This is a genomic window from Kroppenstedtia guangzhouensis (assembly GCF_014637345.1).
Lineage (GTDB): Bacteria > Bacillota > Bacilli > Thermoactinomycetales > DSM-45169 > Kroppenstedtia > Kroppenstedtia guangzhouensis.
Genome location: NZ_BMEX01000063.1, coordinates 1 through 1,398, shown reverse-complemented (window position 1 = coordinate 1,398; position 1,398 = coordinate 1). Strand labels below are relative to the sequence as shown.

The following is a 1,398-nucleotide window of genomic DNA, read 5'->3' as shown; positions in this document are numbered from 1 at the left end:
TACCAGTGAGGCGGACGGTGGCATCACCGGGGAGGATAAACAGGCCCTCTCCGGCGCTCAGAGGGCCTTCTAAGCCCTCAAAACTACCACCGGAGGGTAAGGGGGTTAGATAACAGGTTTAAGACGTCTAAGGGGTTCCCCTTCAATGTAGACCGGTTTGCAATACAAACAATTTCCACATAAATACATAAATAAAGGCGACAACGATAGGCTTTCCTGTTTTGAAATCGTTGCCGCCTCACCCTTGCTTCTCCCCAAGATCGATTCTTGACTCTCAGGAGCGGTTTGGGGAGCAAACTGGTTTAATTATGAGGTGATTTCTTTCTGACGTTGGCTTAAACGTTGGCGCATCCGGTCCAACTTTGCTCGCAACCGTGCTTCCACTATCGGATCCACTTCTCCGCCGGAGACTTTCTCCCCTTTAGCTTCCCGCTCGATTGCTTGAGCGACAGCCCGGGGCAAGTCATCATTGTTTTGTTTACCAGAACGATTCGGAGCGGGCTTGTCCGGTTGACGCTGTTTCCGGCTGGAGGGTTTACGTTTAGGTTTAGGGTCCCATCCCCCGTTTTTAATCCCGTACCGGACACATTTAATCGGCGAAATTGCTTCAGGATCTTCGCTTACGTTCTTGATCTCCTGAATCACTTTTTGATGGTCTCCCTTTGCATCTTGCAAGAGAAGAATCACCTTCTTGGGTGCAAGTTCTTCTGAAAATGCTTTTTCCCAAGCAGTCAGTATATCAACAACAACAACAGATATGTCTTTAAAAGAACTGTCTTTAAAAATACTTGTCTTTAGGGTCTCCGCAGCCTCTTGAATTGCTTGGGATTGGGCCTTGTCATCTGGGGAAAACTTTTTCCCACTATCCGGGGAAAACTTTTTCCCACTATCCGGGGAAAACTTTTTCCCAGAACTAGTGTTCTCGTGAAAATTTTGCACCCCTTTGTCACCTGGGAAAATGGGGTTACCGTCTTGGTCCATCAAACCAGTTTTCTTCAGCAGTTTTTCAATGCCGGTCAAGGTGAGGTCTTCAAGGTCTTCCACAAAAAATTTCTTTCGTTCCAATCCGGCTACGATCAATTGGTTAGTGAGATTATTGAGAAAATAATAGTTCGGTTCATGTCCTTTCCCTTGTCGAGGGTCATCAAAAATCAAGATCCAATTTTTCTTTGCGGCATCCCGAGCGCCCGTTGTTACAGATCGCAGAGACATGTTCATCAGCTCAGCGATTTTACTACGGGAAAGACCTGTCCAGCCAGCTTCGTTATTCCAACCAAGGGTTTGCCTAATTAGACACCCTACCACTTTCGCTTCCGCTTGTTTGCCATTTCTTAGCACTTCATCAAAAAAGAGGTTTGGCGTTTTTGTGAACTGGCTTTTAAAGTCTGGGAAATAGGG

Annotated in this window: 1 protein-coding gene; it reads right to left on the bottom strand. The window is 46.5% G+C overall.

The features are described 5' to 3' along the window. Positions 1-306: 306 nt before the first annotated feature. The coding region (locus IEV46_RS17790; RefSeq protein ID WP_188433959.1) for a hypothetical protein at positions 307-1,398 on the bottom strand (1,092 nt) is incomplete at its 5' end.